Genomic DNA, 26,591 nt, shown 5'->3' with positions numbered 1-26,591 from the left:
GGGACCACGCCGTCGCTCCTTCTGCCACCCTCTCCCACGCTCTCCCACTCACCCGACGTCGAGACGGAGGAGGTCCTCCTCCGTCTCGCGGCGGACGATCACCCGCGCCGAGCCGTCCTTCACGGCGACGACCGGCGGGCGCAGCGCGTGGTTGTAGTTGCTGGCCATGGACCGGCAGTACGCGCCGGTGGCCGGGACCGCGATGAGGTCGCCCGGGGCCAGGTCGGCGGGCAGGAAGGCGTCCTTCACGACGATGTCACCGCTCTCGCAGTGCTTGCCGACGACGCGCACGAGCATCGGCTCGGCGTCGGAGGTGCGCGAGACGAGGGAGACGCTGTACTCGGCGTCGTACAGCGCGGTCCGGATGTTGTCGGACATGCCGCCGTCCACCGAGACGTACGTCCGCAGCCCGTCGAGCGGCTTGATGGTGCCGACCTCGTACAGAGTGAACGCGGTGGGGCCCACGATGGCGCGTCCCGGCTCCACGGAGATCCGCGGGGTGCGCAGCTTCGCGGCCTCGCACTCACGGGTCACGATCTCGCTCAGCGCCTTGGCGATCTCGTGCGGCTCGCGGGGGTCGTCGTCGCTGGTGTAGGCGATACCGAGCCCACCTCCGAGGTCGATCTCGGGCAGTTCGACCCCGTGCTCGTCCCGTACGGCGGCCAGCAGCGCGACGACTCGTCGGGCGGCGACCTCGAACCCGGCCATGTCGAAGATCTGCGACCCGATGTGCGAGTGGATCCCGACGAGTTCGAGCGCGTCGAGCGTGAGCGCCCGCCGTACGGCCTCGGCGGCCTGCCCGTCGGCGAGGGCGATCCCGAACTTCTGGTCCTCGTGCGCCGTGGCGATGAACTCGTGCGTGTGCGCCTCCACGCCTACCGTCACCCGGATCTGCACCCGCTGGCGCTTGCCCAGGGACTGGGCTACGTGAGCCACCCGCACGATCTCCTGGAAGGAGTCGAGCACGATCCGCCCGACACCGGCCTCGACGGCCGTACGGATCTCGTCCTCGGACTTGTTGTTGCCGTGGAAGGCGATGCGGTCGGCGGGCATCCCGGCGGAGAGGGCGGTCGCCAGCTCACCCCCGGAACACACGTCCAGGTTGAGCCCCTCCTCGTGCAGCCATCGCACGACGGCGCGCGACAGGAAGGCCTTGCCCGCGTAGAAGACATCGGCGTCGTGCCCGAACGCGGTGCGCCAGGCACGCGCCCGCTCCCGGAAGTCGGTCTCGTCGAGGAAGTACGCGGGCGTGCCGAACTCCTCGGCGAGCGCGGTGACTTCGATCCCTCCGACCGTCACGACTCCGTCGTCCGTACGGCTGACGGTGTGCGACCACACCTTCGGGTCGAGGGCGTTGAGGTCGGCGGGCGGGGCGCTGTAGTGGCCCTCGGCGAAGACGTCGGCGTGACGGGGCCCGGCGGGATGTGCGGAACGGCTCATGTCTGTAGGGCTTTCTGCTGTGTCATCTGCGGTGTCAGAGGTATTCGGGTGCACTGATGCCGAGCAGGGACAGGCCGCCGGCCAGCACCGTCCCGGCGGCTTCGGCGAGCGCGAGCCGGGCGCGGTGGGCGGCCGAGGGTTTCTCGTCGCCGAGCGGCAGCACGCCGTACTGAAACCCGAGAAGGGCATCGGCGGTGACAACAAGATGCCGAGCCAGCCGATCGGGAGAACGATGCCGCGCGGCGACACGAAGGGCGTGCGGGTATTCGGCCAGCGCGGCGAGGAGGTCGGTTTCGTGGGGCGAGGTGGGGAGGCTGGCGGAGGAGGCGTCGATGTCGGCAGTCGCCCCGGAGGATGCGGGATGGCCGCCGGCACGGGGAGCGGTGGGGGGAGCGGCGCGGGGACCGATGGTGGAGGCGTCGATGTCGGCAGCGGACCCGGAGGATGCGGGCGGGCCGCCGTCAAGGGGAGCGGTGCGGGCACCGGTGCGGGGACCGACGGTGGAGGCGTCGACCTCGGCAGCGGACCCGGAGGGAGCCTCGGTACGACGGACGTCGGTGAGGGCGGAGGCGTCACTGGCGGGACCGTCCGCGGGGTGGACGCCACGGACGGCGCCGGTGTAGCCGAGGGTGGCGGCGTTCCGGCACAGGGCCCGGGCGCGGGCGTGGGCGTAGCGGACCCGGAAGAGAGGGTTGCTCTCGCGCTGGAGCAGGTGGCCGGCGCTGATCCGGGGCCGGTCGTGAGGAGCGGGGTGGAGCAGCGCCCAGCGGGCGGCGTCCTGGCCGAGGGGGGCGGGGTCCTCGGGCGCGGGCACGGGCCGCAGGTTCACAGGCTCGGCATGGCTGACATCGGCACGTCCGCCCTGGGTGGCGATGATCCGTACGAGGGTGTCGGCGACGACTTCGGCCCGGGTGTCGTAGGGCACGCGCAGCTCGACGACGTGCCCGGCGAGGGTGTCGCCGTACCCGTACCGCGTCCCCTGCTCCAAGACGCCTTCCACCAGGGCGGCGAACGCTCCGTCTCCGAGGGTGATGTTGAGGAAACCCGGCCCGGTGATGGTCACGTCGGCGATGCCGGGGGCGCCTTCGATGTGCGGCCGCAGGATCTCGGCGACCTCCAGAGCCGGCCGCCCGGCCGGACCGGCGAGCCGCAGCGCGATGTTGGTCGCGTAGTCACCGCACCCGCCCGGCCCCGGCGGGGTGACCGCCACGCTCGCCGGCACGGAGACGCTCAGTTCCCCCACGTCGACAGCACGACGCACCGCGCACAGCACGGTACGGGAGAGCTCGACGGGAGTCACGGGACAAGCCTAGGGGAGGAGGGGGGTGGGTATGCGAGCCAGTTTGGACGATGGTCCGGGATGTGGACGGACTGGGGCGGGGGGAGGGAGAGAGGGAGAGGGGGAGGGGGAGGAAGAAGGGGGGAGCGGTTGGTGGGCGTCGGGGTGGGCTGGGGGGATGGGCTCCGGGGGCGAGGTCGGAGGTGGGCCGGGGCAGCGCCTCGGGGTCGACTGCCGGGGCCGGGATCGCCAAGGGGCTCGGAGGACGGACCCGGAGGACGGACCCGGAGGACGGGCTCCAGGGCCGCCGCCGCTCACCCGGAAGGCCGACCACGCCCGGTTACTGCCGACCCTCGCCGATACAGGGGGCCGGCGCCGTCTCAGCGATCCACCGACGGGTCCGCGGGGTCCGCGGGTCCGCGGGGTCCGGCATACCTCGGCGACCGGGTGTTGCACGCAGCTCAGCCGACCGCCGGATCAGGACGCTCGCGACCGGCAGCCGGGCCACGGCTCAGTGACCGGTGCGTCCCGCACGCTCGGCCTCCTCGACGCCGCCGCCCGCGACGCCACCGCCCGCCTCACGCCGATCCATCAACTGCCTTACGAGCAGCACGAGTTCGGAGGGTTCGAAGGGCTTGGCGAGAAAGGCGTCGACACCGACGTCGAGCCCGCTCTCGACCTCGTATTGAGTGCAGGCACTGACGATGGCGATGGGAAGGCTCCGCGTCCGGGGATCGGCACGCAGCCGAGCGGCGGTGCGCAAGCCGTCGAGCCGAGGCATCACGACGTCGAGTGTGACGACATCGGGCCGGACCTGATGGACGACGTCCAGACACTCGGCACCGTCAGCCGCGGTCACGACCTCGAGACCCTCCAGCTCGAGGTTGACCCTGATCAGCTGCCGGATGACCTTGTTGTCGTCCACAACAAGCACCCGGCCGGACGCGCCTGGCACAACTCGAGAGTAGGTCCGCGCCCACCGCCGCGTCCGGGTTTTCCCCACTTCCACCCCGTGCGGACCCCATCACCCACCGCAGACGCACCCCACTCCCCCAGCCCTCCCGCACTCCCCGCAACACCACCCGACCCCGACCAAAACACGTGGCGATCACCCCTGAAAGAGCTGGTAGGGTTCTACCCGTCGCCGCACACAACGCGCCCGACACGCCCCCGTAGCTCAGGGGATAGAGCAACGGCCTCCGGAGCCGTGTGCGCAGGTTCGAATCCTGCCGGGGGCACAGAAGCCGGAACAGCGCCATCAAGCCGCTGACCAGCAGAAGTGCCAAAGATAGAGAGCCGGACTCAGTCCCACTGAGTCCGGCTCTTTGTGATTCTCACGCACGCCTCCCGAGTGAGGGGCGAGTGGGTTGCTACCGCACCGATCAAGCTCAAGTCGTTTTCGACCGTGTGCCACGCGTTCCCTGCCACGCACCACCCCAAAGCCGTAAGCTGACGACTCGTCGCTTGAATGGGGGCAAACCAGCGTTGCATGCTGAAGGTGCGGGCCCGGACCTCGTCGGGCGCAGACACATCCTGAAGATCAGCGCCACGGACGTGCAGGAGCGCTCAGCCACCTGCGGTATGGGCGGCGCCTTGAAAGTGCGTCCGGATGTCGTCAGCCCCGAGTGGAGTCGTCGACGAGATGACAGCCACCCCTTCCTGGGACGGGTGATCCGCGAGATCGCGTGTGCCCTGCACAGCGACCCACGGATCGAGACTTGGGAAGGGACGCAAGCCGCCATCCACGAAAAGCTGGCGACTGTCCCCTTGCACCCTGCGACTCGCAGATACACCGAGCACGCGATCACGAACTACCTCGAAGCGCACGAGGTCCTGTCGGCCGAAACTCCAGGGCTGGAGTTTCGCTGCTTCGACCCGAAAATTTTCCCTGAGCCTAACGGGACCCTAACCGTATGGGCCCCCCTCTACGAATCTCCAGACGGAATCCGGGAAATTAGGAAGATCCGCCTGGGCGGTGTCCGAGAGAGGCCCACGAATCCGGACCGTTGGACTGTCGTTGCTGCACACGTGGCCGGACTCTTCCCTCCCCAGAGAGCGGTATCGCGCATCCGCGTCGTGGAGATCGGGCTGAGTGACGCCTCATGTCAAGTCCTCTTCGAAGCCACCCCTGAGGTAGTCCGCTCCACTTTCACATCGAACGCGCTGCCTCACCTACTGAAAATCGTCAACGCCAACACCACACACTCCGGCACCTTTTGTAAAGATTGCAAGATTGCCGGATGCTGTGGGGCACTCGATAGGTGGGACGGCTTTTTGGGGCAGACAACCCCCGGCGCCGGCACTCGATCCGTTAGCGCCAGGGATGTAGAAGTATATGAGACTTGCCCCACGCAGTGGTTCCTAACTCACTCACAATTTTTGCCACGGAAGTCCGTTTCTGGCGCCGCGTCGCATCGCGGTCGGCTTGTTCACGAATGGATCGCGCAAGCACACTCCCGGAACCAGAGGTGCAGCGTCGAGGAAACCGGGGACTTTCACAACCCCAACACCTTCACGGGGACCATGTCCGAGGATGAGTACACAGAAATTGAACCCTTTCTCGCGCATCACGTACAGACCTGCCCCGTGAATCCAGGAAGCCAGATCATCTCGATCGAGGCACCGCTCTACGGATACGACGCCTCAGCCGATGTCGTGATCGCCAGTACTCCTGACATGGTGTTCGTCGACGTTGATGATTCTCTGGTGATTCGGGAAACTAAGACGACTAGTCGCGATCTTCCCGAAGATAACGCAGAAGCATTCGATCAATTCTTCGCATCTGCTTGGCTGCTTAACCTTTTCGCCAGTGGGTACCGCGGCCCGTATCAGAGCACATCGGCTCGACTCGAACTCGAAGTGATCTCCGCTGGCGACAGCAAGGTCTTCACGTGGGACCTCAACGATGCAGGCGTCCTCCGCATGGCCGGGAAAGAGGTACGTCAACGGGCCAAGGCGTGGCATAGGGACACTACTTGGGAAGCCACCCCGGGAAAACACTGTTCCTGGTGCCCAGTTAAGCGCTGGTGCCCCGAAGCCGACAGCGAAGACGCGAACGAGGCCGACACATTGGAGTGAGTAGCCTAAAGCGGGATAGCCCGCGCTGGGCGCGTTCACGGAGACGGGTGCGAACGCTGTCCGGCGAGGCTACGCTTGTCCGGATACTCCCGTGCATGGGCGGGACTCAACGGGACGGCGAGGAGGGGGCGTTGGACGACTTGGAGCGCCCCTCCCCCAAAGCGATGGCCCTGCGTCGACCGAACCTCCAGCCGCGGTCCAAAGTTCAGCCGTCGCGCCGGGAGGCGATGGAGAGTCGCCCCAAGCGCCATACTCCTGTCACCCTGGCCTGGTGCGACACCGGAACCCTGCTGTCTCTCGGCCGGCAGCCCGACACCCTCAACAAGGTGCGGGAGCTGTACGGTTCATCGTTGGTCGTCACCTATGCCGTGGCACACGAGGTTCGCGCCATGGCGAACATCCGTGGCGCCAACCGGACCCACGAGAACCGTCAGCGGTGCGAGAGTGCCGACTCGGTCGTCGCGATACTGAACGCCGGAGACATCCCGGAGCACCCCCTCCTCGCCACGGAGGAGACAGTTCGCATGATCGACCGCGTGCTCAGCCAGCTGGACGCGTTCGAGGAGCGGCAGAACGCTATCTTCGGCCGGACCGATGACGCCGTGCGTTCTTCTCAGAAACACGCTGGCGAGGCGCACAGCATCGTTAGCGCCATGCTCACAGTCGGCCACGGCGGAAGCACGGTCCTGCTCACGAATGACAACGGCGCGATGCGTGTCGCGGAGCAGAACAATATCGCCTGGAAGCACACGGGCCAACTGCTCGCGGAACTGGTCTGTCAAGACCCGCTCCTGAATGCCGAAGAACTGCTCGGCGACTTCAATCACATGACGTCGAGCTTCGCGACGGTTCCCTCGGAAGTACGACCGAAGGACTCGGAGTTCTTCACGTGCCGCAGAGATGGCGAAAGGTGCGCACTCTGCGACGGTCAGCCCTAGGTGCCGGCCATGTCCCAACCAGCGGATCGCAGTTGAGCTTCCGCAGCCGACTCGTCCCCGTCAGTAATCACGTCGGCTACTGCTCTCAAGGGGACCACCCCAGCAGCGTACGCATTCAGGGCTTGTTGCGTGAGGCGGTCTGACGGGAACGGGATTCCCTGATTGCCCTTGACCTCGACCCAATCATGCTCATTGCCAGAGATATGCATCAGGTCGGATACTTTTGCTTCTTTACAGGCCGCAAAAAAGGGGCTGTTCGAGATATCCTCAACCGTCTCTTGCAGTGCATAAATCGTGGCATCACGACTGACGCCGTACGTGAGCATCAGGTTCGTAACTAGCGAAGCCATCTGTTCCACGCTGGAGATCCTGCCACTCCTTGAATAGGCATACTGCACTGCCTCTTCAGGGAGGAGGAAATTTCTCGCGAACGAATCAGCGATTCGCTCAGCGCGCCTGTCGTCATCTAGATTGGCGCGGTCAATCACGATCTGCCCCAAATCCCTTTGCAGAATGTGACTCAGTTCGTGAGCAAGAGTGAAGCGTTGTCGCGCCCAATTGTCCTCACAGTTGATGAGAACAACCCACGCGGGCAAGCCATCCCAGTCTTCCGGAACCGAGATTCCATGCACATCTTCAGGGAGAAGCCGGTACTCGACCGGGTAACCCAGGCTCTCGACGAGACCTGTAAGGTCCTCAATCGGCGCCAAATCGTCGATATCAAGGAACGCTCGAAGACGAGACGCAGTTTTTTCGCCCGCTTGACGATAATTCCATGATTTCGAGGGAGCGAATTTCGGAAGCGGTGTTACCGCTTCTTCGTGCCCCCAATCGCGCGTCAGGCGATCAACGGCAAGAAGCCTTGCGGCATGCGCGACAGCGCCGCTGACATCGCGAATACCCTCAAGTTGACCAAGCCTGAAGCTGACCCCCATTGAGGGAGACTTTTCTTGAAGCAGAGTGCTTGGCGCCACCTTGAAGAACGCACCAAGCGCGGTGGCCTCATACAAGGAGGGCAGCCGCGAACCTGTCACAAGGTCGTCCAAATCTGCCTTGGACCCGAGAAGTTCAATGAGTTGCGCGAGAGGTGTTTTGGCCTCGTCAATCAGGGACTGAAAAGTCACGGCGAAGCGCTGTTCGAGCGTCTCACCCACTTCCGTCACCGCCCCTTCTCACGTTCTGGCAACTCCCTGCACAAGGCTCAGACATGACCTATCAACCGCTACCCAGTGTGGCAGATGTACTGCGATCACACATCGAGAGCAGCAGGACTGACGCCCCCCAACTCGTTGAGAGAGACGCTATCGCCCACCACTGACAGTCACTCTCTGTAACTTTTGATTGATGCGAAGGCAGAGGTCGCGACTGGCAAGCCGTGCCAACTGCGCTGCTACCTGGCATCGAGGCTAGGGATCATTGCCACGGCTGCGTTGAGTAGTCGTGTGCACGGTCCCACCGGCTCGTGACTCGTGGACGCGGGCTGATGGCCCGCACGCCCTGCGCTGCGCCTCAGCATCAGCTCTGCGCCGAGCTGAAATCTGCCATTGCCTCCACCCCGAAGCGCAGTGCACGCACTCCGGGGTGGAGGCCGCGTGTAAGCGCCCTCCCCCGGAGCGAAGCTAGTCCGTCCAGCCCATCACTTGCTCAATCCTTCGATTGCTCTCATCCTCACTCCCGTCGATGCACCCTGCGTACCTCCTATGAATGACCTCGGAAGAATTGCCAGCACGTCGGGCGACTTCGGCGATGGGCAGACCCGCCCGCAGCCAGTTGGTGATGCAGGTACTGCGTAGGTCGTACGGCCTACGTGCCAGCGGAGACTCAACCTTGTCCGGAGGTAAGGCCAGGGGCCTTGCCTCCTGCCAAGCGCGCCAGTAGCTCGACGTGCCAAGGACCCCACCTCGCTCGTTGTGAAATAGCCGGCCATCGCTTGCTGTCCCAAAGTCAGACACGTGAGCTTGAAGCGTCGCCACCAGCAGCGGGGGGATCGGTACCGGCCGGTCTTTGGTTGCCTCCCGAGACTTGAGCCCTCGCTTGTCATGCCGCCTCCCCGAATCCGTCCACTTGGTTCCGGAGACCGGCAGGGTCTCCCTCAGCGTGAGGGTCCCCCACCCCTCATCAGGGAGATGGCAATCAACGAGCCGCAGACCGACAGCTTCCGCCGGCCTCATCGCCGCATAGAGCATGCAGCTGAAGAAGCCCACCAACCGGCGCCCCCGGTTGCGGTGCACGGAGCCTACGTAGGAGACGGCAACGAGAAGTTGATTCCCCTGCGTCGCATTGACCAGGACGCGGGGATCGACGAGATCGCCGCCCTGCCGTACTGAGCGTTTGACGTTTGCGAGGGGGTTCTGCTCCAGGTAGCCCGCCTCGATGGCGTACACCATGGCCGTGTTGAAGGCACGCCTCCGGCGCTTATAGGTCTCCGATGCTGCTGGGGTGTCGTCCAACTTGAACGACAGCCTGTACTGGACATCCCTGGCCACCTTCGGGTCTGTGAGAGCCGACAGGGGCAGAGAATGACTCTGCAGCCACGTACAAGCAGCCGCCAGGCCCTCAGGAGGGGCGTCGTCCTTGTGCGCCGGAACAACGGCCCACCGCGTTGCCAAGCGGACGCTTTCGAGCGACGGTGTCCTCTTCCCGTCACCCATCATCGCGAGCGCGACCGTGGCGAGGCCGTCCGCGATGCCTTCTCGGGTCTTAGCCGCAGACGTTCGCCAGCGGCTCGCCACATACTCGCGGCTGAAGTCCCACCATGACGGATCGGGCTTGGCCCTCGCCCGTGCGGCAGCCGCCCGGAGTTCTGACTCCGGCAGCCCCGAATCAACGTCGAACGCCTCGCCTTTGACCATCGCCTTCCACAGTTCAGAACGACGATGCTCAGCGAGGGTAATCGTCGCGAAACTGGCCGTATTGACCTTGCCCGCTACAACCCAACGAAGCTGATAGGGAGCCCTCTTGCTCCGTACCTGGCTGATCTTCCATACCCGCACGTCAGTGGACAGGATGGCTTCCTGTGTGGCGGCAGGGCGCCTGCTCTCGCGGGCGCCCTGCGAGGTGTTGCGGTAGATCATGCGGCTTCCTCCAGCGCCTCGATCCAGCGGTCCAGTTCCGATCGCCGGATACGCACCGAGCCGTTGGGGAGCTTGATGGACTTCGGACCCTTTCTGAGCTGTCGCCAGCGGTAGAAGGTCGCTCGGGGTACGCCGATTTCCTCGATGACCTCAGAGATCGTGAGCATCTCGTCACGCGCCACGGTCAGTTCCCTCCGAGTTGTCGCCAGCGGAACGGGAGTCGGACAGGTGGGACAATCTCGATTGCGGCTGTCCCACCTCTTCGTGCAGGTCAGGGGACGTATTGGGACAGTCGGACAGGTGGGACACCTCTGCCGTGCCCTCTGTCCGGGTCTCGGTGTTCGGGTAGTAGCGGCCGGTGCCGTCCTTGGTGAGCTGTCCGTCTGCGGCCATGCGCGAGCAGGTGCGGCGGACGTTGTCGGCATCGAGCTGCGGTAGTGCGGCGACGATGTCCTTGGGGCGGGCGCCAACGTGGGTGCGGACGTGCCGGAGGATGGCCGCGCGGGTGTCGCCGATGGTGTGGTCGGTGACCGGTCCATCGAGCATGTGCCAGGCGCCGGAGGCTGCTTGGAACTGAAGCGCGTACTCGGCTTCGTCTACGTCGCGTCCGGTGACGTGCAGGATGCCGTCCGCCTGCCCGCGCGCCCGCTTCAGTACGAGCGTGGCGTCCGCGGCTCCGGCGATGCCGTTGGTGCCGGAGACCTCTGTCAGGAAGTCCTCAGAGGCCATCTTGCGGACGTGGTGAACGAGCACCACGGCGATGCCGTAATGGTCCGCGATCCGCTTGGCGTATCCGACCGCGACATAGTCCGCGTCGTATGCGGAGACGCCCTGTGGGGCTTGGCCGCGCATCTTGGCGAAGACGTCGATGACGACCATGCGGGCGTTCGGGTTGCGCTCCAACCATCCGGCGATGGCGTCGCTGCCGCCCTGGGGGAAGGGCGGGCATTCGGTGACCAACGTCAGCCCGGCCGGGGCCGGTCGTCCTCCGAGCATCTTGCCCATGCGGGTCTTCAGACGGCGCGGGGTGTCTTCCAGGGCGAGGTAGAGCACCGGCCCGCTGTCGACCGGCAGGGAGTCGAAGGCGTAGCCCCCAGAGGCGACCGCGAGGGCGAGCCCGAGGGAGAGCCAGGACTTGCCGACCTTGGGCGGTCCGGCGAGCAGGCTGACGCCTTCCGCGAGGATGCCGGGCACCGCCCACTTGGGCTCGGGGAAGTCCGCGGCCATGAGCTGATCGGCCGTCCATGCGGTTCGCGGGCGCTCCCGCTTGGTCAGCTCCGGTGGGGCCGGTTGGGGATCGCTCGGTACGGAGTACAGGTGCAGTGGGGGAATCGGGTTGGCGCTCATGCCGCGACCCTTCGGGGGCGGTTGGCTCCGGCCCGCAGGCCGGAGGCGATGGTGCGCCGGGCCTCGCCCTGGCCCTGGCCGACGCTGAGCGCGGCTTCGACGAGCTTCTCGGTCACCTCGTACGCATCCAGCTCTCCCCCGGCGACGAGCTGCCCGAGGGCGAGCGAGGCGATGTAGAGCGCGTGGTTGTGCTGGTGATCGCCGGAGCCGGTGACGCGGGCCAACTCGCCGTTGAGCGCGGCGTTGAGGAACTTGCCGCGCCGGTCGCGGTCCGTCAGCGGGACCAGGACCGGGCGTTGCGGGGGCAGCGGCGCCGGGCGCAGCAGACCAGTCAGCCAGGTGGGGAGCGGCGCCACGGGAGCGGCGTGGACGGTCGTGTACGGGCGGGTGTTGACGGTGCTGCCCGCGCCTACGACGTAGCCGCCGGCCGCTCGGGTGTCGACCTTCCAGCCGAGCCCGCGTGCGCTGTCTCCTGCGGTGTTGCGCAGCTCTTCGCCGTCAGGGGCGGCGAAGTACAGGTGCTGTCCGTCGCGGCCGGTGCGCACGGTGTGGGTGTCGGCCGGGAAGAGGTGGCCGTGGCGCTCACAGAGAACGGCGAGCACGTCGGCTCCGTCGGTGACGCCGTGCGCCGCCCATGCGGCCGGCGGGATGTCGTCCGGGCCCTTGGGGGTGTCGAGGTCGACGACGACCAGGCCGGAGGGACCAGTGGCGATGCCGACGTTGTAGGGGGCGTGCGTCCAGCACCGGGTGATGCGCTCGCGGTCGATGGTGGCGCGGTTCTCCCAGTCGCAGACGGCTGGGCGCTTGTCGCCGGGGATGAGGGGGAAGACGTGCCAGTCTCGCGACGCTGCGTCAAGCGCAGAAGCGAGCTGGGCAGAGCCGTCCAGGTGAGGCATTCTGGAGGTTCTCCTGTTCTGTCGAAGGGACAAGGGAGCCGGGGCGGGCGCGGTCTTGTGGTGAGAGGCGCCCGCCCCGGGCGTGTCTAGAACGGCGGCTCGTCACCGGTCGACGACGCGCCCCATCCGCCCGCAGCCGGAGCGGCTCCGGCAGGGGCCGGGGTGTTCCACGCGTCGCTCGCCGGGCCGGAGTTGGCTGCGCCGTTGCGCTGGACGCGTTCGACCTTGGCCGTGGCGAAGCGCAGCGAGGGCCCGATGTCGTCGATCTCCAGACCGAGCATCGAGCGGTTCTCGCCCTGGTCCGTCTTCCAGTTGTGCTGCCGCAGACGACCGGTGACGACCACGCGCATGCCCTTGGTCAGGCTCTCGGCGATGTGCTGCGCGAGGTCGCGCCAGGCGGTGCAACGCAGGAACATCGCGGTGCCGTCCTGCCACTGGCCGGTGGCCTTGTCGTAGCTGCGCGGGGTGGAGGCGACGGAGAACTTGACCAGCGCGGCCCCGGACGGGGTGTAGCGCAGTTCCGGGTCTCCGGCCAGGTTGCCGACGATGGTGATGGTGGTCTCTCCCACGGACATGGGGATCACTCGCTTTCGGTGAGGGTGGGGTGAGGTGCGGATCGGTGAGCGCGGCGGATGAGGCTGGCGACCGTGGCGACGGTGGGCCAGTCCCAGCCCGCAGGCCAGTCCACGATCCGCGGGTCGTAGAAGCCGAGTTCGACCCCTGCGGCTTCGAGTTCGGCCATCAGTGCGGCACGCTGTCCGCGGGCTCCGACAAAGCCGAACGGAGCCTGTTCGAGGGGGCCGTCAGAGATGGGATCGTTCTGCCTCACGGGGTGTGCTCCGGAGCATCCGCGTTCAGTCGCCGGGCCACGGCGTGCAGCTTGGCGTCCAGCACGGCAGGCGCTGCGGTGGTGAAGGCGTGCAGGGCGACGGCGTCGGCGATGATGACGTCGCACAGTTCGTCGGCCACGTCGGCGCGGGTGTGGGTGGTGCCCTTGCGGGAGTTCTGGCCGGTCGTGCCGATGTATGCGGCGGCGGCCTCCCCGGCTTCCTCTGTCACCTTCATCTGTCGCATCGCGCTCTCGTGTTCGCCGGTGCCGTTGGTGGCGTTCAAGGCTGCGACGATGCGGCCGGTGACGGACCACAGGACGGCGCTCATACGGACTTCCCCTCAGCGGTGGGGAGTTCGGGCAGGCCTGCGGTTTCCAGGGCCCTCGGGTCGAAGCCGGGCAGGGCGGCGCGGGTGACGAGCGCCTGCGCGAGCTGTTCGGCGTAGGCGGCGCCGGTTCGGGCCACCTCGATCTGTGTCGTGCCGCGGATCGTCTCGACGCGCTCGATGTGGGCGCGTTCCTCGCGTCGGTCGCTCACGTGCCGCTCGTACGCGACGCGCTCGCGGCGGTCGGTACGCCAGTACCGCGCGGCGAGCCCGTACGCGACGGCGGTGGTCAGCACCCACAGCAGGAGCGGCAGCGAGGCGCCGTCGGCGTATCCGGCAACTCCCGCGAGGGCGAGTCCGCCGGAGGCGGCGAAAGCGGTCCCGGCGATCACTGGGTCTCCGGCGCGGCCGATGCTCGCGCACACGCCGGCCGTCGCTGCGGCGAGCGAGAGCGCGGTCATCAGCACGGCGTTGCCGATGGAGTGTTCGGCGCCGTCGGCGTTCCATATCCGGGCCAGGATCAGCACGGTGGACGTGGCGAGCGCGGGCGCGGCCTTGGGTGCGATGAGGGCGAGCCAGTGCCGGGCGATGATCTGTTCATTCACGGCCGGACTCCTGTCACAGGTCGGGGATGGCATTGATGACGGCGCGGGTGAGTTCGTTGATGGGTCCGGCGGCGCCGGTTGAGGCGAGGAAGAACCCGAACATCGCGGCGATGAACGCGGCTCCGTAGCCGAGGGACTTGGAGCGGAGCAGGAAGAACAGGACGAGTCCGAAGAGCAGGACCAGGGAGACGGTCACGGCCATGGGGTGGCCTCCTTTCGTGTCAGCGGGTGCCTGCGCGGTAGATCCGTGAGGCGCGGTTGTAGAGCCAGCGGCCGATGCGGACGCGTTTGCCGCGGCCCTTGCACCGGCGGCAGTGCTTGCCGCGCTTGGGGCGTCCCTTGCGGTCGGTGGTCGTGGCGAAGCCGAAGCCGTTGCACTTGCGGCAGGTCCCGAACGGGCTCCCAGCACACAGAGCGCCGTAACAGAGTGTGATGGCGAGTAGGCATGCGATAGCGAGGGCTATGGGGGTCATCGGGGTCCCTCCGGGCCGTTTTCCGGGTTTTCGCAGGTGGGGTGCTATCCGCTAGATCCCTGATCGGATGATGTTTGGGGTGCTAGCGGGGGTGCTACCGGTAGCAGGCGAGCCCGCTACCGGTAGCAGCCGATCAGGGCTAGGCGGCACCCCGGTTTCCGTCACGCTCCGCAATCGCTGCCATGAGGTCGTCGCGGACGATGCCGCGGCGGGTGGTGCGCTCACCGTCGTCGGTCGTCCCGGCCACACCGGTGGTCTTGATGCCGTGCGGCTTGAGCGCGGAGGTGACGTTCTCGCCCTTCCATCCGCCGTAGATCTCCGGCCGCAGCTCCGCGAGCCGGGCGGCGATCCGCTCGTTCCACACCCGGTTCTCCGAGGCGGGCACGACCGCGGCGACGTCGGCGAGCAGGTCGTAGGACGGTCCGGCCGTGCTCTCGGCGTCCTCACCGAGCGCGTGTCCGGACAGGGTGCCTTCGGCCTTGCGCAGAGCGTGCGCGCGCTGCGCAATGGCGTGGGTGGCGTTGTCGTCCAGGTAGGCGGTGCGGACCACGACCGGCAGCGCGGTCGCGCCGGCGAGGTAGCCGTTACCGGCGTCGATCTCGGGGCGGAAAGAGGTGGCGCGTACGCCGTTCTTGTAGGCGGACGTGCCGAGGATCATGTCGTTCTCGACCTGGCCCGCGACCTTGAGTGCGAAGCGGATGGAGACGTTGCCGCTGATCCCGGTCGGGAGCGAGTCCTTGTCGGGGCGCTGCGTGGCCAGGATGAGAATCACGCCTAGGGCACGGCCGAGTTTGATGATGAACTCGGCGTCGTCACCTGCCTGTTTGCCGTACTTGGGGTGGGCGAACAGGTTCTGGCACTCATCGAACACGCCGACCAGCGGCCACAGCTTCAGCGAGCGCTTGTCTGCGATGGAGCGGGTGATCCGCTTGTCCGGGCACAGGTCCCGCGGCAGCTTCTTGATCACACCCGCGCGCCGCATGACCTCGGCGCGCAGCAGCTTGAGGGAGTCGGCCGCGTACTTGATCGAGTCGTCATCGATGCCGGAAACGAACCGGTGACTGACGCATTCGAGCGAGTCCAGGTCACCGGTGCCCTTGTTCTCGTGCAGCCACAGTTCCACCGACGGATCCAGCGCGGCACCGCAGGCCAGCACCCGCACCGAGGCGGTCTTGCCCTGGCCGGGCAGTGAGCCGATCAGGATGTTGTGCTGGATCATCGGCACCGACTGAGCCCGGCCGCGCGGGTCGATGCCGAACGGGTTCCGCTTGAAGATGTCGTGCCGACGGGCGCTTGCGAGCTGCCATTTGACGATGCCGGTCTTGGACAGGTCCCGGTCCCCCACCCACAGGATCAGGCGTCCCTCGTGCTCGTTGGGGTCGGCGTCTGGCCACACGCACCCGAGCGGGCGGCGCAGGCCGGAGGCGAGCCGGGAGCGCCGGTCGGCCACGTCGGCCACCGTCACCCCGAGCGGCAGGTCGATGTCCGCGCGCCAGCCCGGACCCTCGCGGGTGATGGGCGAGACGAACTTAATGCCGTCCTGGCCCTTGGCGACCGCGCTCGCGATCTGACCGATACCGATGGAAGCCATGGCCTTGACCACGATGTCGCTGGTCAGCTTCTGCACCTCGGTCTTGATGACCGCACGGGTCGCCAGCGGCGCATCCGCCGGCGCCCCGGCCAGACCGCAGCCGAGCACCGCCACCGCGGCGGCAATGACCTGCGTCATCGGCTCCGCCCCGTAGACCAGGAACAAAGCCGTACCCAGGGCGAAGACGGCACCGAGGATGGTGAGGATCATCCGCAGGCGTACCCGTCGGTCGCGCTGCCGCGAGAGCTTCAGGTACTCGTCCACCTGCTCGTTCGTGGCCGTGTACTGCCGCAGCGCCTCGCCCTCGGCGTCCACGGACCAGCGGCCCACCCTGCCCAGGGTGTTGAGCGCGCCACGCGGGGCGCGCCAGGCGAGTTTGGGCAGGTAGACGAACGGCACGCGGACCGCGTGGAAGGCGACGGTGTGCCAGGCGTGCCCGGCCAGCCAGCCGAGCGCTTCCCTAAACTCCGCGGCCGACTTGAGCCAGGCCGGGAAGACGTCCAGCCGCTTGGAGTTCTTGATCCGGTCGATCACGCCGGGGCCGGACACAGTCGGCACCGTGCTGTCGACCAGGGTCGGCCGTCCGTCGGGCGACTCGGTCGGCTCCGGGTCGGCCGACTGCGACGGACCGGAGTCGGCCGACGAGTCGGGGGCCGGGTCGGTCGACTCACCGCGCGCGGTGCGGGCCTTGCCGAGGTCGACCACCTCGCCCCCAGGCGGGGCACCGAAGCTGGTCATTTCGGCTTCGAGCCGGTTGAAGAGTTCGTTGTCGTCGTCGGGGTGCTTCACTGGGACTTCCTTCCTGAACAGGAGGGGTAAGTCGGGGCTCGGTCATCGCTTTGGTCGGTTGAGGGCCGAGCCCCAACGGGCGTTGAACGTAAGGCCATTTGGGCCCCGGAGCCCTGAACCGCAATCAGGCCTGATTGGGATTCAGGGTTGGTTACAGGTCGAACAGGCCGCCCTGATCCGTCAGGGTCGGGGGAAGCTGCCTGCGGGCATGCCGTGCGGCGGCGCCATGGCAGTCGGGGCACCAGGCGCGCAGCTCGCTCGCCGGGAGGCGAGCGGCGGCGACGTCGGTGGCGAGCGGGTCGGCGGGCGCGGCCATCAGCCGGACCCGGCGCCCGTGCTTGCTGGTGTAGTGGTCATGCTCGTGCTGGCACCGCCCGTCGCCCTTGGTGTGGGGCTGGCCGCACTCGCCCTCGCACTGGCAGCGGTGGCTGGCGGCCTCCATGACCGTGTTGAACACGGCGGCGCCGACGATGGGCTGAGACTTCATGCCGCCCTCCCCCACATCGCGGGCTCCGCGCGGCTGAGCAGGATGCGCAGGGCGGCAATCGCCTGCGGCCACACCACACCGTTGCCGAGCGCCTTGAGCTGCGCCGTGCGCGACAGTTCAGGCACGGCGGTGACGTGGCCGTCGTCCAGGGCCATCAGCCATTCGACGAACGGTGGGTTCAGCCGTCCCAGAGCGTCAGTTGGCCCGGGGGCAGGGCGGCCGATGACCGCTTCCCACCGCCGGATCGCGGGCTCGTACTCGCCCCAGTCCGGTGTGCCGCTGAGGGAAGCGTCAAGTCCCCCTTGCCGAGCTGGTTCGGGCCGCCCTTCGCCCCGTCCGACGCCCTCGGAGTCGGCAGCAGACTCGCCACCTCCGCAGCCAGGCACTTGCCGTGCGTCCCGGCTTCCTGCGACGGGGTACGTCGGGTCTGCCGGTTCTCGTTCTCCGACGCGCGGGGAGTCGGCAGCAATGCCCCGCTGAAAGTCAGGTCCGTCAGCGTCGGAGAACTGCTGCGGGGGTTCGGGGCTGTCGACTGGAGGGCGCCCTTGGAGTCCCCGACCACTGGTGTCGGCAGGAGGGATACGACGTGCCGCAGGTTCATCCCTCCCTGTGCCGCGTGCCCCGCCCCCGTGTTCTCCGAGGTCGATGGCGTCGGCAACAGCGATACCGCGATGGGCAGTTGTCCGCGCTGCCCACCTCCGCGCCAGTCCCGCGCCGCCGGAGTCGGCAGGCCAGGCGAGCACGAAGAGCCGGTTGCGCTGGTGTGCAGCACCGATGTCCGACGCGCGTACACAGCACCAGTCCGCATCGAACCCGAGCGCGGCAAGGTCTCCAAGGACGGTGTCGAAGCCGAGTGAAAGGTGCCCTGCGACGTTCTCAAAGACCGCGAGCCGGGGTCGTAGAACGCCAAGGGCGCGGGCGATGTGCGGCCAGAGGTGCCGGGCATCCTTGGTTCCCTTCCGTTTGCCCGCAGTGCTGAACGGCTGGCACGGATAGCCGCCAGTGAGGACGTCGACCGGCTCGACGTCGTGCCAGTCAGCGGCGGTGACATCCCCGAGGTTGGGCACCTCGGGATGGTGGTGGGCGAGAATGCGCGCGGCGCCGGGGTCGTTGTCCGCCACCCACGCGAGCGAGCCGCCGAACACGGCCTGGACGGCGATGTCAAGGCCGCCGTATCCGGTGCACACTGACCCGATCCGGGGCCCGTTCATGCCGGGACTCCCACCACGGGCGCCGCCGCACGGGCGCCGGTCCGGCCAGCACGCCGTCCGGCGACGGTGGCGAACAACCAGCCCAGACCGGCACGGCGCATTCCGGCACGGGCTTGCTTGGCCACGTACATCGCCTCATCCGCCCGCCGCAGCAGGCCGGACAGGTCATCGGCGGGGAAGTCCGCGGCACGGGCCCAGCCGAGCGAGACGGTTGTGTGCACGGCCGCGTCCTGGCCGTCGACCGGCCGGGCGAGAACGCCGTGCAGGACTGCGAGCAGGTCGCCGGCGGTGCCGTGGTCGTCGATGACCACGGCGGCGAACTCATCGCCCCCGAGCCGCCCTGCGACCCCGGACCGGCCGACGTGGTGGGCGAGGCGGTCCGCGGTCGCCTTCAACAAGGCGTCCCCGGCCGCGTGCCCGTGGGTGTCGTTGATCTGCTTGAACTTGTCGACGTCGGCCAGCACCACGACCGCGCGCGGGTCCTTGAGCAGAGCCGTGGCGCGGCGGGTGAACCCGTCACGGGTCCGTAAGCCGGTGAGCGGGTCGCGCCGTGCCTTGTTCAGCCGGGCGCGCAGCCACCACGCGTGGACCGCCCAAGCGGCCGTCAGGGGCAGTGCGGACAGCAGGGCCGTGGCCAGGGTGTTCATGCCGCAGCCCCCTCGCCGTCGTCCGTGTCGTCGATGGGGTGCAGGCGCCGGCCGTCCGCGCGCTCGCTCAACAGCAGGTCCCGCAGCACGCGGGAGTTCGCTGCCGAGCAGTGCAGCGCTGTGCGGATCGCCTCGGCGTTGATCGCGTCATCCGCCCACCCGGCCGTGGCCTCGCGGGCTTCAGCGAGCAGCTCCGCAGGGGTCCGCGGCGCCTTGGGCGCCTTGGCTTTGGTGGCGCGCTTGCGCGGCGGCTTGGGCGTCTCCTGCTTCGGCGGCTCCGCATCCTGCGGCGGCACGGGCGGAACGCCCTCGCTGGCCGGGGCCAGTTCACCTAGCTTCAACAGCACCCGCTCGGGGCGCGGTGTCTTGGAACGCCAGCGCCGGCCGAACCGCTCGCGCAGCTCCGCACGGGCCAACTGCCGCTCACGCTCCCGCCCCAACGCGTCGGAATAGGACGTGATCTCCCACAGCGTCATGCGGCGCCACAGAGCGAACGTCGACAGCGGGGCGAGCAGCCAGCGCGAGCGGCGGATCTTCTCCATCCGCCGGCCCGTGACGGCACCGATCCGAGAGGCGTAGACGTGCGCGGCCACCTCGGACAGCACCACCCACAGCAGAGGCATCGTGCCGTGCGCGAGCTTCGCGGACAGCGACCGCCCGGCCGCGACGTTCAGCCAGCACGTCACCCCGGTCAGCACCCACGGCACGAACCGCACCCAGCCCAACGGCATGTCCGTACGGATCAACAGCAGAAACGCCGCGGTGAACACCGGGATCGCCGTGTCGATACCCACAGGCAGCATCCATGGCGAGGCGAACCCCCAACGGGCCCCGGCCGCGGACACGGCCTCGAAGGAAGAGGCCAGGCCCAGTCCACCGACGCTGGCCGCGAGCACGGCGACCGCGCCCAACAGCCACAGTTCAGGCCTCGACAACGGCGGTACCTGGGGCGCTGCCGTCTCGGTTGCGGTGCTCATGCCGCAGCCCCCTTCCGAGAAGTGCGGCGCCGCGCGGGGCGCGACAGCTCGGTGACGTTGAACAGCTCCGGCGCGTAGGCCTCGATCGCCTCAGCGGCGACCCGGCTCACGCGGTCGGGCAGGTCGCGGTACTCGGGAGCGGCGAGGATGTCGCGGGCCGCGTCCAGCCGGGCCACTCGCTCCTCGTCGCTCTCGCCCTCGACCCCGAGCCACAGCTCAACCGGGGTCCCGAGGGCGAGTTCGACGAAATCGGTGTCATTCACGGCCTGATGGCCGCCGATGTAGGCACGCATGGCAGCGCTCCTGATGTCGAAGGGATGGAGAGGCGCCGGGCGGTCGTGGCCTGGTGGTGAGAGGCGACCGCTCGGGATGTGCGCCCCAAGCCGCAGATGCGGCGGGGTGAGTGCCCCGGCCAGGAGTCGAACCCAGCCTCTCGACCATCGGGACGGTGAAGCGGGTCAACGCTGGACGACGGGCTTGTCCAGGTCACGGTGGTGGACGGACACGTCATGTCCGGCATCGCGCAGCAGTTCGGCGAGTGCTCGGGCGAAGACGGGGGCGCGGTGTCGACCGCCGGCGCATCCGTCGGCGATCGTGATGGTCCTGGCGGACGGCCCGAAGGCGAATGCCTCAACCGCGGCGACAGTTGCCATAACGAGGGACGCGACGCCAGGGGTGCCCAGCACCGCGGCCCTGACGGGCTCGTCGTCGGCGGTCATGCAACGGAGCTCCGGCGAGACGTGCGGGTCACGGAAGTGGTGGCGCAGGTCGATGGTCAGATGTGCGGTGGGCGGCCCGTCGTGCAGGTAGCCGAACGAGACGATCTCAACAGCGGCCATCAAGGCTCCTGAAAAGGCGATGGGAATGAAGGCGGGCGACCGTGGTCGTGAGAGGTGAGAGACGATCGCCCGCAGCACCCCAGGGCGGATTCGATCCGCCGCCATCACGGCTGGCCGGGGCCGCAGCGCCGAAGCGCTGCGAAGGATTGGGTTGCGCTGTACGTCACGCGGGATGACCCGCGTGACCGCCTACTTGGCCGAGGAGAGGCGGCGTGATCCCCATTCAGTTGTCAAAGATCAGCGGCTTCCTTCAAGCCCGTGTCACGGGGCTCTCCGGGCCGTTTCCTCCATGAGGAACATGTAGTACCTGTTCCTCATCATGCAGAGGGGGGTTCACTCCGTCAAGCCCTTCGACTGGTGGAGTTCGGCGAGCCCCTCGCCGCGATGTATCTACAGACTGCCGTTGGCATTGACGACACTCGACTTCGCACCTGTACGACTCAGGTCGCTCTTGGCTAGCGTGAAGTCGTACCAAGTCGTCCTGCGTGAAGGGAGGTTGGTGTGGCGAACGAGCGACTGCGCGGCGCGATAGTGGACTTGGGCCTCACGCTCGATGAGGTCGGTGAGCGGCTCGGGGTAGCACCCAAGACGGTCGAACGCTGGATCAACGACCCTGAGCGCAAGCCGTACCGCCGCTTCCAGTACGCGACAGCCTCACTGTTGAAGTGCGAGGTGTCGTATCTGTGGCCCGACGAACAGACGTCTGCCGAGGTCACAGCCTCCGGCAACGCGGAGTTGGTCAGGCTCTATCCGCACCGCTCCGTGGTGATGCAGACCCTTTGGACAGACCTCTACTCCAAGGCGAGACGCCAGTTCGATGTGCTGGTGTACTCCGGGTTCTGGCTGACCGAAGACGCGACCTTCCACCGCATCGTGAAGGAGAAGTCAGCAGAGGGGGTGTCGATCCGCTTCCTCTTGGGAGAGCCAACGTCGCAGGCCGTGGCCGTACGCGGGGACGACGAAGGAATCGGCCCGGCGATGGGTGCGAAGATCCGGAACGCCCTGGTCAACTACAGTCCGCTCTTCGGCCTTGCCGGTGTTGAGTTCCGACTGCACAACACCACGCTCTACAACTCGATCTACCGAGCTGATGACGAGATGCTGGCCAACGGCCACATATACGGCGTCGGTGCCTACATGGCCCCCGTACTGCACCTGCGACGCGTTCCCGGTGGCGAACTCTTCGACGCCTACGCTGAAAGCGTGGAACGGATCTGGGAATCGGCCCGCCCTATCTCCTCGCCGGCCGACTGGGAAGGCACGAACTGATGAGCCGTATCGACTACTTCCGCGACCCCAGCGCCCCGAGGGCCAACTCAGTGGTGCCCTCGGTCACGGCAATCGTTCGGGACAATGCCGGACGACTTCTGCTCATCCACAAGACCGACAACGATCTCTGGGCACTGCCGGGTGGCGGCCACGACATCGGCGAGCGCATCGCCGACACAGCCGTCCGTGAGGTCTTGGAGGAGACCGGCATTCAGGTCGAGGTAGACAACATCGTCGGGCTCTACACCGACCCTGAGCACGTGCTCGCGTACGACGACGGAGAGGTCCGGCAACAGTTCTCGATCTGCTTCCGAGCGCACCCTGTCGGCGGTTCCCTCCGCACTAGCAGCGAATCGAAAGAGGTCCGGTGGGTTGCCCCAACGGACCTCGATGGACTGGAGATTCACCCGTCGATGATGCTGCGGATTAGGCACGGCCTCGACGAGTCGCAACGTGAGCCCTACATCGGCTGATCGCCAACGGAGACTTGCGCCAAGCGCTCTTCAACACGATCCGCAGCAGCGTTGATCTCCGGGGCAGCATGCTGAATGAACCGCCCAACGATCGTGTCCGAGCCGTACCGCTTCACAATCTCGTCCAGCCGTTCAGCAGGCGTGGTCTGCGTCCCGTCCGGTGTCGTCGTCATGTCGCAGAAAAGCAGAGCGTCAACGAGGTCCGGACGCTCCAGCTCGAACTCGCTTTCTAGATCTTGCCTCAGTCCGCGTTCCTCGGCTTCCAGAAGCGCGCATGAGTGGTGGGCTACCAGACGAACGACCCGCCCGTCCGCGCCCTCCTGGTCCCGGAGGAACCGGGCGCCGTCCAAGGGGTGGAAGCCGGTGACAGCGATAGCCGGCGAGTACCCGATGTCGTGCAGCACAGCGGCGGCTTCCAAGAGTTCGGCGTCGTCGCCCAGGATCGGGCTCAGGGAGCGAGCGCGCTTGGCGACCCCCAGGGAGTGCGCCCACCGACGCGGGAGCGGATCGGATAGCAGCGATTCGGAGAGCGAGTACGCCCACTCAGTGAGGCCCATGGAGGTCAAGACTACGGCCGGACAGTGGGACCCGGGAGAGCGCGCACCGTTCGCCCCTTGCCGTGGACAGTGTCCAACAGACCGTTCCCCTCCATCAGTGCCAGGACGCGACGTACTGCCGTACGGGAGGCCTCGAAGCGCTTGCAGAGCTCTGACTCGGACGGGTACGGGTCGCCCACCGACAGTGATTCCTCAGCGATCAGGTCAGACATCCGCTCCGCGAGGGGACGGTGATCGTCACTCCGCACGATGCGCCACCCGATCCCGGGAGCGGACTCCAAGACGCCCTCAGATTCGAGAACCTTGAGAGCCCGCCGGACCGTGTTCCGGCCGACGCCATGCTCACGCATCAGGTCAGCCTCTGAGGGCAGTACCTCGGCGTTCTCGTCTGCCCCGATCCGCTCTCGTAGCTTCTCAGAGATGACCAGATAGGTCCCGCGCGGACTGGCCTCCGACACTCCGACTCCTCTCACAGCCTCCACTGCCCAGTGCCCAGTGCCAAGAGTGCCACGACGTTTCAAGGCAGCGCCGGGCAGACACTGTCCCAGCTGTCCGACTGTCCCAGTACCCGGGTTGACCTGGGAAAACAGCTGGGACAGCGAGAAACCTTGCTGTCCCAGCTGTCCGACCGGCGCTGAAACACCGGGGTGTTTCAGCCGGTGGGAGCCTGTGCGTTAGGCCCCAGAGCCGCCGGAGAGCCCAGGGATTGGCAACGCAACTGGCAAGCGGTCATGCACGTTCGTCAGTTTCTGAAGCAGGTAGCGAGCAACTGACGGAACCCTTTCTCGCTTAGGCTTTACAAACTGTTCCACCAGGCGATAAATGAGCGATTCAACATCATCCACTCCCACGCATTGACCATTTCCGCTTAGGTCCTTCGTTTGTCGGATGGCAATCGTCACCAACGTAAGACGGCGCACCAAGACGTCGGATTTGCCACTCTCTTCGAATGAGGAGAACATAGCTAGCGTGTTCTGAATCGCCAAGCGGAGCACTACACCAAACGCAACGTCGTGCTGACCTCCAGCGACCCTCACCGAGTACTCCACCGGCATGAAGACGAAGGCAGGCAGCACCGGGAAGAGAGTACGCGCTTCGTCCCATACAGCGAACATGGCATCCAGCGCCGGGCGGCTTACCACGATCGGAACCGATTCAGAGCCGCGAACACTCACCGCGACTTCTTTTAGGTTCTCCAGAAAGCGGGAAGTCCACATTACCGCCTGAAGACCAGGATAGAAGGAGTCCATCCCCCAGCGATCTAACACCACTTCGAGGCGACCGCGCTCATAGCGCCAATCGCGGACCGAGAGCCCATTACTACCGAAGGAGTTGAGAGCTTCTTTTTCACGCAGCGCACGAACGCCCTGCGGCGGATCACTCTCGTCAAGGAAGCGCGCAAGTTCTGGCATCTCTGCCCGGAGCGCCATCAATGCACAGTCGAACCCCACCATGAATGCGTACGCCCGCTCGATCCCATCAGCAAGATCCTCTACCGCGGCCGTGTCCTCGCCGACACAAATTAGCTCGCGATCTTCATCCCATTCGAAGTCTTCGTGAGCGGCCCCATTTCTGACCGCTGGCAGTATCGCCTGTGCTGCATCCTGAAGGATTTGGTGTCCATCAGCAACTAACTGGTCACGCAAGGAGGCAACCTCGGGCAGCCTTCCAGATCGCCCTCGCAGCTCAAGGACCGTCCACGTACAAGGCCGGAGTTGGCCCTCCACCACCCTGCGATAGATATCGAGCATGCAAAAGGCACGCTGCTGAGCAGTTGATGCATTTCTGAGGTTCTGCTGGGCTTGAATGATCCCCTGGTGATTAGCCGCGCTTCGATCGGTCCGCGCCTTCAGGCGCCTGATCGGCTCCGCGAAAATCGGGTCTGAAGAAAATCCACTCCTTACGGTGCGCGAAACAAAGAATGCCGAGCGCAACACCAACAGAGGTCTTCCGCTTTGAGTGTAGGCCCAAGCGAGATCGACTGCACTTTCGACAGTCAGTGGCTTCTTCGCTAGCTCAGAAAGCACAGAAGATAGACGCTTATAGAGCACGCCAATACGCCCCCGATAGTTCGCCAGGAGGCGCGACGGAAGGAAGACCCCTCGTTGATCACAGATCTCATCGCGCGCCACGCCAAAGATCTTACTGCACGTTTCGCTCGGTAAACTTGGCGTGGCGCTTATAATCGAGTCCAGCTTGGCCCGCAACTCATCCACATGCCGCAGACCATCAGGAAATCCACAAGCAGCATCATCAAGAACTTGGATCGCAAAAGCATGCAAGCGCTCTCGCAAGTGCAGCACTTCCAACGAGAGCCCAGATTTGAGCAAGGCCAAATACCACAGGTCTTCTTCTTGCGCCTTTACATCATGCACCAAGTCGAGCGCATGTTTCTTGATCTCCTTGGCGTTCCCGTCCGCAACGGCGGTCACCAGCGCATTCGCTGGGCCACCGAGAAACCACTCTTCTTCACAGAGCCCTGCATCCCACAGAGACTGCTCCCAGTCGTCCTCAGCCACGGGAACACTGGCCCGCGGCGGGTCAGTGAGCTGACCAAGTTCGTTTCTCGCAGCCTGCAAGATGCGCACCAAAGCTACCGTCGGGAGAGACATGGCTTCATGGTCTCGAACCTTGCTGGTCTGAGCCATCGGTTTGTGGGTCACGTCAAGCTGAAGATGTAGGAGCCGACGGGCTGTTGGACTGGACAGTCATACCCTCAGACTGTCTGATGTGACTGATCTTGATAATGCATACACGGGCTGGCTCGCCTCCCTTCATCACCTGGTCTCGGACCCAGCGAGTCTCGCTCAGTGGCAGGACCGTCGGTTCGCCTTCGCGCATCAGGTGGGTGACTTGTTGACGCGCGCGAACGGCCGGCGTGCTCCTGTGACGGGGCCTGTCCTGTACGGGGTCTTCACCAGTGGCGGGCTGTGCTACGTCGGTCAAACGCGAAAAGGGGAACGGCGGCTTCGTGATCTCCCGGTCGGGGAGAGTCACCACGTCGCCAATACCGTCCCTCCGGAACTTTGGGAGAGCGTCGTCGTGCTGAGGTGGCCAGAGCTGCTTGCACACATCAGCGCGTCGGAACAGGCGACCGCATCTGCACTCGGTCCCGTTGTCTGCGGCTTGGTCCTGGAGCACCGTCTTCAAGGAGCCACATCGCCGCCCCTCAACAGTCGGCGCCGGGACAGTCGCGGGGGGGTGGCGCGCAAGGAATCATGCGACCAGTCGGTCACGGGGAGCCGCTCATGCGGCGTCCCTACCAGAGTTGTGGCACTGCGCTTGGGAGGCATGGACCGCACTCGCCAGCCTCGATGCCTCGGGCTCCAACCCCTTTCGCGCGGACGCAGCAGCGGGGCACGTGGTGTTTCCCGGGGCACTGCACAGAAGCGATTCGAACCCGTCCTGACAACGGGCTCTCCTCTTGGACCTACGAAGCATCGCAGTCATCGTGTGACAGGCGTGT

The 26,591-nt window shown here is 66.6% G+C and carries 28 protein-coding genes and 1 tRNA gene; 5 read left to right on the top strand and 24 right to left on the bottom strand.

All coding sequences use genetic code 11. From position 1 onward, the window contains the following. Nucleotides 1–48: 48 nt before the first annotated feature. The 3 genes from lysA to ABZX90_RS27970 form a co-directional block, all read right to left on the bottom strand. The gene (gene lysA / locus ABZX90_RS27980) at nucleotides 49–1,440 is read right to left on the bottom strand and encodes a diaminopimelate decarboxylase (protein WP_355209292.1); all 1,392 of its coding nucleotides are present in this window, start codon (nucleotides 1,438–1,440) and stop codon (nucleotides 49–51) included. A gap of 34 nt (nucleotides 1,441–1,474) precedes the next feature. After that, complete coding sequence (nrtL, locus tag ABZX90_RS27975) at nucleotides 1,475–2,740, bottom strand: ArgS-related anticodon-binding protein NrtL (protein WP_355209289.1); 1,266 nt, start codon at nucleotides 2,738–2,740, stop codon at nucleotides 1,475–1,477. 490 nt (nucleotides 2,741–3,230) lie between these two features. After that, a complete protein-coding gene (locus tag ABZX90_RS27970; RefSeq protein ID WP_355209286.1) occupies nucleotides 3,231–3,722 on the bottom strand; it encodes a response regulator in 492 nt (163 codons plus the stop codon). A gap of 163 nt (nucleotides 3,723–3,885) precedes the next feature. Between ABZX90_RS27970 and ABZX90_RS27965 the strand changes: the two genes are divergently transcribed. From ABZX90_RS27965 to ABZX90_RS27955, 3 genes are all read left to right on the top strand, one after another. Next, nucleotides 3,886–3,957 (top strand) — tRNA-Arg (locus ABZX90_RS27965). A gap of 343 nt (nucleotides 3,958–4,300) precedes the next feature. Continuing rightward, nucleotides 4,301–5,797 carry a PD-(D/E)XK nuclease family protein gene (locus ABZX90_RS27960; RefSeq protein ID WP_355209381.1) on the top strand — a complete coding sequence of 499 codons (1,497 nt, stop codon included), beginning with the start codon at nucleotides 4,301–4,303 and terminating at the stop codon, nucleotides 5,795–5,797. Nucleotides 5,798–5,928: 131 nt separating this feature from the next. Beyond that, on the top strand, nucleotides 5,929–6,735 hold the full coding sequence (locus tag ABZX90_RS27955; protein ID WP_355209283.1) for a hypothetical protein: 807 nt from the start codon (nucleotides 5,929–5,931) through the stop codon (nucleotides 6,733–6,735). On the opposite strand, the gene ABZX90_RS27950 is transcribed toward ABZX90_RS27955, so the two are convergent. The 18 genes from ABZX90_RS27950 to ABZX90_RS27865 form a co-directional block, all read right to left on the bottom strand. Continuing rightward, entirely contained in the window at nucleotides 6,732–7,898 is a 1,167-nt protein-coding gene (locus tag ABZX90_RS27950) for an ImmA/IrrE family metallo-endopeptidase (RefSeq protein ID WP_355209280.1), read from the bottom strand. The two genes, ABZX90_RS27955 and ABZX90_RS27950, sit on opposite strands and share 4 nt — an antisense overlap. Before the next feature lie 456 nt (nucleotides 7,899–8,354). Beyond that, nucleotides 8,355–9,809 carry a site-specific integrase gene (locus ABZX90_RS27945; protein WP_355209277.1) on the bottom strand — a complete coding sequence of 485 codons (1,455 nt, stop codon included), beginning with the start codon at nucleotides 9,807–9,809 and terminating at the stop codon, nucleotides 8,355–8,357. Then, the gene (locus tag ABZX90_RS27940) at nucleotides 9,806–9,997 is read right to left on the bottom strand and encodes a helix-turn-helix domain-containing protein (protein WP_355209378.1); all 192 of its coding nucleotides are present in this window, start codon (nucleotides 9,995–9,997) and stop codon (nucleotides 9,806–9,808) included. The genes ABZX90_RS27945 and ABZX90_RS27940 overlap by 4 nt, the downstream gene beginning before the upstream one ends. Next, nucleotides 9,981–11,156: an AAA family ATPase gene (locus ABZX90_RS27935; protein ID WP_355209274.1), complete on the bottom strand. Its 1,176-nt coding sequence runs from the start codon at nucleotides 11,154–11,156 to the stop codon at nucleotides 9,981–9,983. The genes ABZX90_RS27940 and ABZX90_RS27935 overlap by 17 nt, the downstream gene beginning before the upstream one ends. Next, the gene (locus tag ABZX90_RS27930) at nucleotides 11,153–12,052 is read right to left on the bottom strand and encodes a bifunctional DNA primase/polymerase (RefSeq protein ID WP_355209272.1); all 900 of its coding nucleotides are present in this window, start codon (nucleotides 12,050–12,052) and stop codon (nucleotides 11,153–11,155) included. The genes ABZX90_RS27935 and ABZX90_RS27930 overlap by 4 nt, the downstream gene beginning before the upstream one ends. 86 nt (nucleotides 12,053–12,138) lie before the next feature. Next, nucleotides 12,139–12,627, bottom strand: a complete 489-nt coding sequence (locus tag ABZX90_RS27925; protein ID WP_355209269.1) for a single-stranded DNA-binding protein — start codon at nucleotides 12,625–12,627, stop codon at nucleotides 12,139–12,141. A 5-nt stretch (nucleotides 12,628–12,632) separates the two neighbouring features. Next, on the bottom strand, nucleotides 12,633–12,881 hold the full coding sequence (locus ABZX90_RS27920; RefSeq protein ID WP_355209266.1) for a hypothetical protein: 249 nt from the start codon (nucleotides 12,879–12,881) through the stop codon (nucleotides 12,633–12,635). Further along, nucleotides 12,878–13,210 (bottom strand): hypothetical protein, encoded by a 333-nt coding sequence (locus ABZX90_RS27915; RefSeq protein ID WP_355209263.1) that lies wholly within the window; start codon nucleotides 13,208–13,210, stop codon nucleotides 12,878–12,880. The genes ABZX90_RS27920 and ABZX90_RS27915 overlap by 4 nt, the downstream gene beginning before the upstream one ends. Further along, entirely contained in the window at nucleotides 13,207–13,812 is a 606-nt protein-coding gene (locus ABZX90_RS27910; RefSeq protein WP_355209260.1) for a hypothetical protein, read from the bottom strand. Before ABZX90_RS27910 ends, ABZX90_RS27915 begins: the two co-directional genes overlap by 4 nt. Nucleotides 13,813–13,825: 13 nt before the next feature. Beyond that, nucleotides 13,826–14,014, bottom strand: a complete 189-nt coding sequence (locus ABZX90_RS27905) for a hypothetical protein (protein WP_164192113.1) — start codon at nucleotides 14,012–14,014, stop codon at nucleotides 13,826–13,828. Nucleotides 14,015–14,033: 19 nt separating this feature from the next. Further along, nucleotides 14,034–14,285, bottom strand: a complete 252-nt coding sequence (locus tag ABZX90_RS27900; protein ID WP_355209257.1) for a hypothetical protein — start codon at nucleotides 14,283–14,285, stop codon at nucleotides 14,034–14,036. Between the two features lie 139 nt (nucleotides 14,286–14,424). Then, the gene (locus ABZX90_RS27895) at nucleotides 14,425–16,665 is read right to left on the bottom strand and encodes a cell division protein FtsK (RefSeq protein WP_355209254.1); all 2,241 of its coding nucleotides are present in this window, start codon (nucleotides 16,663–16,665) and stop codon (nucleotides 14,425–14,427) included. Nucleotides 16,666–16,816: 151 nt separating this feature from the next. Then, nucleotides 16,817–17,152, bottom strand: a complete 336-nt coding sequence (locus tag ABZX90_RS27890; RefSeq protein WP_355209251.1) for a hypothetical protein — start codon at nucleotides 17,150–17,152, stop codon at nucleotides 16,817–16,819. Further along, entirely contained in the window at nucleotides 17,149–18,363 is a 1,215-nt protein-coding gene (locus tag ABZX90_RS27885; protein ID WP_355209248.1) for a DNA cytosine methyltransferase, read from the bottom strand. Before ABZX90_RS27885 ends, ABZX90_RS27890 begins: the two co-directional genes overlap by 4 nt. Next, a complete protein-coding gene (locus ABZX90_RS27880) occupies nucleotides 18,360–19,010 on the bottom strand; it encodes a GGDEF domain-containing protein (protein ID WP_355209245.1) in 651 nt (216 codons plus the stop codon). Before ABZX90_RS27880 ends, ABZX90_RS27885 begins: the two co-directional genes overlap by 4 nt. Next, a complete protein-coding gene (locus ABZX90_RS27875) occupies nucleotides 19,007–19,987 on the bottom strand; it encodes a DUF2637 domain-containing protein (RefSeq protein ID WP_355209242.1) in 981 nt (326 codons plus the stop codon). Before ABZX90_RS27875 ends, ABZX90_RS27880 begins: the two co-directional genes overlap by 4 nt. Beyond that, a complete protein-coding gene (locus tag ABZX90_RS27870) occupies nucleotides 19,984–20,280 on the bottom strand; it encodes a hypothetical protein (RefSeq protein WP_355209239.1) in 297 nt (98 codons plus the stop codon). Before ABZX90_RS27870 ends, ABZX90_RS27875 begins: the two co-directional genes overlap by 4 nt. Before the next feature lie 165 nt (nucleotides 20,281–20,445). Next, nucleotides 20,446–20,826: an RNase adapter RapZ gene (locus ABZX90_RS27865; protein ID WP_355209236.1), complete on the bottom strand. Its 381-nt coding sequence runs from the start codon at nucleotides 20,824–20,826 to the stop codon at nucleotides 20,446–20,448. A 501-nt stretch (nucleotides 20,827–21,327) separates the two neighbouring features. On the opposite strand from ABZX90_RS27865, the gene ABZX90_RS27860 reads away from it, so the two are divergent. After that, a complete protein-coding gene (locus ABZX90_RS27860) occupies nucleotides 21,328–22,095 on the top strand; it encodes a helix-turn-helix transcriptional regulator (protein ID WP_355209233.1) in 768 nt (255 codons plus the stop codon). After that, nucleotides 22,095–22,568, top strand: coding sequence for an NUDIX domain-containing protein (locus ABZX90_RS27855; protein WP_355209230.1), 474 nt, complete (start codon nucleotides 22,095–22,097; stop codon nucleotides 22,566–22,568). Before ABZX90_RS27860 ends, ABZX90_RS27855 begins: the two co-directional genes overlap by 1 nt. On the opposite strand, the gene ABZX90_RS27850 is transcribed toward ABZX90_RS27855, so the two are convergent. From ABZX90_RS27850 to ABZX90_RS27840, 3 genes are all read right to left on the bottom strand, one after another. Further along, complete coding sequence (locus ABZX90_RS27850; protein ID WP_355209228.1) at nucleotides 22,556–23,125, bottom strand: HD domain-containing protein; 570 nt, start codon at nucleotides 23,123–23,125, stop codon at nucleotides 22,556–22,558. The genes ABZX90_RS27855 and ABZX90_RS27850 overlap by 13 nt on opposite strands. Before the next feature lie 11 nt (nucleotides 23,126–23,136). Then, nucleotides 23,137–23,583 (bottom strand): GntR family transcriptional regulator, encoded by a 447-nt coding sequence (locus tag ABZX90_RS27845; protein WP_355209225.1) that lies wholly within the window; start codon nucleotides 23,581–23,583, stop codon nucleotides 23,137–23,139. Nucleotides 23,584–23,799: 216 nt separating this feature from the next. After that, nucleotides 23,800–25,773 (bottom strand): hypothetical protein, encoded by a 1,974-nt coding sequence (locus ABZX90_RS27840; protein ID WP_355209222.1) that lies wholly within the window; start codon nucleotides 25,771–25,773, stop codon nucleotides 23,800–23,802. Between the last annotated feature and the right edge of the window lie 818 nt (nucleotides 25,774–26,591).

Origin of the sequence: Streptomyces sp. NPDC002935, assembly GCF_040611295.1 — a bacterium.
GTDB lineage: Bacteria > Actinomycetota > Actinomycetes > Streptomycetales > Streptomycetaceae > Streptomyces.
Note: the sequence above shows the minus strand (reverse complement) of the source record. Positions and strands in the feature narration are given on the sequence as shown.

Excerpts from the sequence above, each read along its gene's own strand:
- ABZX90_RS27900 (WP_355209257.1), bottom strand. The coding sequence starts at position 14,285 with ATGACCCCCATAGCCCTCGCTATCGCATGCCTACTCGCCATCACACTC.
- ABZX90_RS27930 (WP_355209272.1), bottom strand. The coding sequence starts at position 12,052 with ATGCCTCACCTGGACGGCTCTGCCCAGCTCGCTTCTGCGCTTGACGCA.
- ABZX90_RS27870 (WP_355209239.1), bottom strand. The coding sequence starts at position 20,280 with ATGCGTGCCTACATCGGCGGCCATCAGGCCGTGAATGACACCGATTTC.
- ABZX90_RS27945 (WP_355209277.1), bottom strand. The coding sequence starts at position 9,809 with ATGATCTACCGCAACACCTCGCAGGGCGCCCGCGAGAGCAGGCGCCCT.
- ABZX90_RS27850 (WP_355209228.1), bottom strand. The coding sequence starts at position 23,125 with ATGGGCCTCACTGAGTGGGCGTACTCGCTCTCCGAATCGCTGCTATCC.
- ABZX90_RS27905 (WP_164192113.1), bottom strand. The coding sequence starts at position 14,014 with ATGGCCGTGACCGTCTCCCTGGTCCTGCTCTTCGGACTCGTCCTGTTC.
- ABZX90_RS27925 (WP_355209269.1), bottom strand. The coding sequence starts at position 12,627 with ATGTCCGTGGGAGAGACCACCATCACCATCGTCGGCAACCTGGCCGGA.
- ABZX90_RS27840 (WP_355209222.1), bottom strand. The coding sequence starts at position 25,773 with ATGGCTCAGACCAGCAAGGTTCGAGACCATGAAGCCATGTCTCTCCCG.
- ABZX90_RS27875 (WP_355209242.1), bottom strand. The coding sequence starts at position 19,987 with ATGAGCACCGCAACCGAGACGGCAGCGCCCCAGGTACCGCCGTTGTCG.
- ABZX90_RS27885 (WP_355209248.1), bottom strand. The coding sequence starts at position 18,363 with ATGAACGGGCCCCGGATCGGGTCAGTGTGCACCGGATACGGCGGCCTT.
- ABZX90_RS27890 (WP_355209251.1), bottom strand. The coding sequence starts at position 17,152 with ATGAAGTCTCAGCCCATCGTCGGCGCCGCCGTGTTCAACACGGTCATG.
- ABZX90_RS27960 (WP_355209381.1), top strand. The coding sequence starts at position 4,301 with ATGGGCGGCGCCTTGAAAGTGCGTCCGGATGTCGTCAGCCCCGAGTGG.
- ABZX90_RS27865 (WP_355209236.1), bottom strand. The coding sequence starts at position 20,826 with ATGGCCGCTGTTGAGATCGTCTCGTTCGGCTACCTGCACGACGGGCCG.
- ABZX90_RS27935 (WP_355209274.1), bottom strand. The coding sequence starts at position 11,156 with ATGAGCGCCAACCCGATTCCCCCACTGCACCTGTACTCCGTACCGAGC.
- ABZX90_RS27855 (WP_355209230.1), top strand. The coding sequence starts at position 22,095 with ATGAGCCGTATCGACTACTTCCGCGACCCCAGCGCCCCGAGGGCCAAC.
- ABZX90_RS27880 (WP_355209245.1), bottom strand. The coding sequence starts at position 19,010 with ATGAACACCCTGGCCACGGCCCTGCTGTCCGCACTGCCCCTGACGGCC.
- lysA (WP_355209292.1), bottom strand. The coding sequence starts at position 1,440 with ATGAGCCGTTCCGCACATCCCGCCGGGCCCCGTCACGCCGACGTCTTC.
- ABZX90_RS27915 (WP_355209263.1), bottom strand. The coding sequence starts at position 13,210 with ATGAGCGCCGTCCTGTGGTCCGTCACCGGCCGCATCGTCGCAGCCTTG.